This window comes from Herbaspirillum sp. CF444 (assembly GCF_000282135.1).
Taxonomy (GTDB): Bacteria; Pseudomonadota; Gammaproteobacteria; order Burkholderiales; family Burkholderiaceae_D; genus Herbaspirillum.
This window is the reverse complement of the sequence record NZ_AKJW01000054.1, coordinates 1-3,053: the sequence shown is the minus strand read 5'-3', so window position 1 is coordinate 3,053 and position 3,053 is coordinate 1. Positions and strand designations below refer to the sequence as shown.

3 protein-coding genes and 1 pseudogene are annotated in these 3,053 nt (G+C 60.4%); 3 read left to right on the top strand and 1 reads right to left on the bottom strand.

Translation table 11 applies throughout. The features are described 5' to 3' along the window. Together PMI16_RS09765 and PMI16_RS09760 are read left to right on the top strand one after the other, a co-directional pair. Positions 1-335, top strand: a pseudogene (locus tag PMI16_RS09765) (LysR family transcriptional regulator); the annotation flags it as partial. Positions 336-503: 168 nt separating this feature from the next. Further along, on the top strand, positions 504-956 hold the full coding sequence (locus PMI16_RS09760; protein WP_007879010.1) for an Hsp20 family protein: 453 nt from the start codon (positions 504-506) through the stop codon (positions 954-956). Between the two features lie 179 nt (positions 957-1,135). Here the strand turns inward: PMI16_RS09760 and PMI16_RS09755 are convergent, their stop codons facing one another. After that, positions 1,136-2,347 (bottom strand): LysR substrate-binding domain-containing protein, encoded by a 1,212-nt coding sequence (locus PMI16_RS09755; RefSeq protein ID WP_007879008.1) that lies wholly within the window; start codon positions 2,345-2,347, stop codon positions 1,136-1,138. A 149-nt stretch (positions 2,348-2,496) separates the two neighbouring features. On the opposite strand from PMI16_RS09755, the gene PMI16_RS09750 reads away from it, so the two are divergent. Beyond that, positions 2,497-3,053 (top strand): amidohydrolase family protein (locus tag PMI16_RS09750; protein WP_007879003.1); only part of this gene is annotated, 557 nt, incomplete at its 3' end.

The window sequence follows — 3,053 nt, the reverse complement described above, 5'->3', positions numbered from 1 at the left end:
CGCGCGGGGGCGAGCCGTTGCGGCTGGCGACGTTTTCGCATACCTGCGGCATCCGCGAACTGGCGGTGCGGCGGCTGGAAGACGCCGGCATCGCCTGGCAGGAAGTATTCGTCGGCGGCGGCGTGCATGCCGTGGCGGCAGCAGTGACGGCAGGGCTGGCGGTGACCGCGCTGCTGTATCGCGTCAAACCGGCCGGCGCCATCGACGTCGGCAAGAGCATGAAGCTGCCGTCTTTACCTCTTGCGCAAGTGATGCTGCATACCAATGTGCGCCACAGCCGGGCGCAGGCAGTTTTGCGTACGGTAGTTGCCGCGATGAAAAACGACGGTCGATAAAACAAAGAAATAATCAACACGATTAAAAAAATCTCTTGAAAAGAAAAAGTCCGTACGTATATCGGTAGCAAGGCAGCAGGAAATCTTCCGCCGGCCCCAGCGAATGCTCAATGGAGGTTCGCGCTTGTTTCTTATTTAGCTATCGCTTATTTTCGAAAGGATACTGTCATGCGCACTTACGATTTCTCCCCACTCTATCGCTCCGCAATCGGCTTCGATCGCCTGGCTCAACTGTTCGACAACGCGCAGCGCGCGGATTCGCAACCGAGCTACCCACCGTACAACATCGAACTGGTTGCCGACGACAAATACCGGATTACCATGGCCGTGGCCGGTTTCAGCAACGCTGAAATCGACATCGAAGCCGAGAACGACACACTGAAAATCGTCGGTCGCAAGCAGAAGGAAGAAGGCTCGCCCACCTTCCTGCATCGCGGTATCGCCGCACGCGATTTCGAGCAACGCTTCCAGCTCGCCAACCACATCAAGGTCGTCGGCGCGCAACTGGAAAACGGTTTGCTGAGCATCGAACTGGTGCGCGAAGTGCCTGAAGCGCTGAAGCCGCGCAAGATCGAAATCAACGGCGACAACGTGCATCGCCTGGAACGCAATGCTGCCTGATTGCAGCGTGCAGTTGAAGTCTCTGAGTAGTTGATGTTGTTGTAGATGTACCTGTAGTTGTATTGGCTGTAGAAGTTGCTGTACTCGCTGTAGAAGCAACGCCGGCGGTTGTCACGCCGGCGTCCGACAAGGCCCGCCCCGCGCGGGCTTTGTTGCATCTGCTTTTGTTGCATCTGCTCTTAGTGATCGATGCGGCACTGCTCGCGCAAATGTTCGATGAAAGCCTGCTGCACGCGCGTGGCCAGCCAGTCGGCGCGCGTGGTGAAACCGACCGTGCGCTCGGCCTTGGGCGGCGCGATATTGAGCGCCACCACATCGTTTCTGTAATTGCCGTAGAGGATGTGCGAGCGCGACAGCAGCGAGATGCAGTCGTTTTCTTCCAGCATCGCCATCATCATCGCCAGCGAACTGGTTTCGACCACCACGCGCGGACGCTGCGGCAACGTTTCCAGCATCATCTCGACCACCGTGCGGCGCGGCATGTCCTTTTGCGGAACGACCCAGCCGTAGGCGGTCAGGTCCTTGCGCGTGATGTTCTTGCGACTGGCCAGATCGTGTCCGCGCCGCACCACGACGGCATAGGGATCGGTGAACAATTCGGATTCGACCACGCTGCCTTCCAGCCGCGGTTCGCGCAGTGCGCCGACGATGATGTCGAGGTCGCCGAATCGCAGATCGTTGATCAGCCGCGAATGCGCGCCTTCGCGTATCGTTACCGCGACGTTTGGAAACTCCTCCTGCAATCTGCCGATGGTGCGCGCCAGCAAGCGTTGCGGCAGCAGCGGCAGCACCCCCACCGACACCTGTCCGCTGGCCAGGCCGCGCGCCGACGCCAGGTCGACCGCGGCCTGGCTGATTTCATTGAGCGCCAGGCTGAGCCGGCGCGCAAACTCGGTTCCCGTCGCATTGGCGGAGACGCTGTGCACGCGGCGGCGATAGAGCGTCACGCCCACCGTTTCTTCCAGTTCGCGCGCGGCGCGATGCACCGCCGGTTGCGAAATGCCGAGCTTGCGCGCGGCGTCGACCGCCGAGCCCAGCTGCGCGATGGCGATGTGGCAGCGGATCTGCGCATCGGTCAGATGGCGGCAAATCGCACCGGCGTCGTGCGTGCGTGTCTTGGCGCCGGTCAGCAATTCGGCGACGGCGGCTTCGATCTGATCGAGCATTCTTCGCACGCGCCGATGCAGCAGCGTGCCTTCCAGCGTCAGATCGCTGCCGCCGTAGCCGCGCTCGAACAATACCGCGCCAAAACTTTCTTCCAGCTTCTTGATGGCCAGACTGACCGCCGGTTGCGTCAGCCCGACGGCTTCCGCCGCGTGGCCGATGCCGCCTTCACGGCATACCGCGTCGAAGAAAACCAGGCGCCGCAAACGGATGCTGTCATCGGACATGGGACGCTCGCCTTATGGAAGTGGTGAAATTTTTAGTGTCTAGCTTAATATAAATTTATGTCTTGTTGCTTACTTAAAATTAGATAAATCCAAACGGATTCACTACACTTTGCTCACTTTCCATATGAGAAGAAGATTGGAGCTTAACAATGTACGACATCGTCGATACGCACACCCACGCTATCTCGCCGGATCATGTGCGCTATCCGCTGGCGCCGGTCGGAGGCCGTCAATCGGACTGGTCCGCCCACCGCCCGGCCGACTATGAAAGCCTGCTCGCCGCCATGGACGCGGCAGGCATCGCGCACGCCATGGTGGTGCAGGCATCGACCGCCTACGGCAACGACAACCGCTATGTAGTCGACGCCGTCAAGGCGCACCCGGACCGTTTCTGCGGCGTGTTTTCCATCGACGTGCTGGCGGCCGACGGCGTCGACAAGTTCAAGCATTGGATCGCCGCAGGCATGAGCGGATTGCGCCTGTTTCTGACCGGCACCACCATGCCGGGACAAGCCTCCTGGCTCGACGACGAGCGCTCCTATCCGGTGTGGGAATACGCACAGGCGAACGATATTTCCATCTGTCTGCAAATGACGGCGGCGGGCATTCCCGCGCTGCAACGCATGCTCGGGATGTTTCCCAAAGTGCGCGTGTTGCTGGACCACCTGGCGCGTCCGGATCTGGCCGGCGGCCCGCCGTATGCGTC

Bases quoted from the DNA above. Each gene is read 5' to 3' on its own strand.
- PMI16_RS09760 (WP_007879010.1), top strand. From the start codon at position 504: ATGCGCACTTACGATTTCTCCCCACTCTATCGCTCCGCAATCGGCTTC.
- PMI16_RS09755 (WP_007879008.1), bottom strand. From the start codon at position 2,347: ATGTCCGATGACAGCATCCGTTTGCGGCGCCTGGTTTTCTTCGACGCG.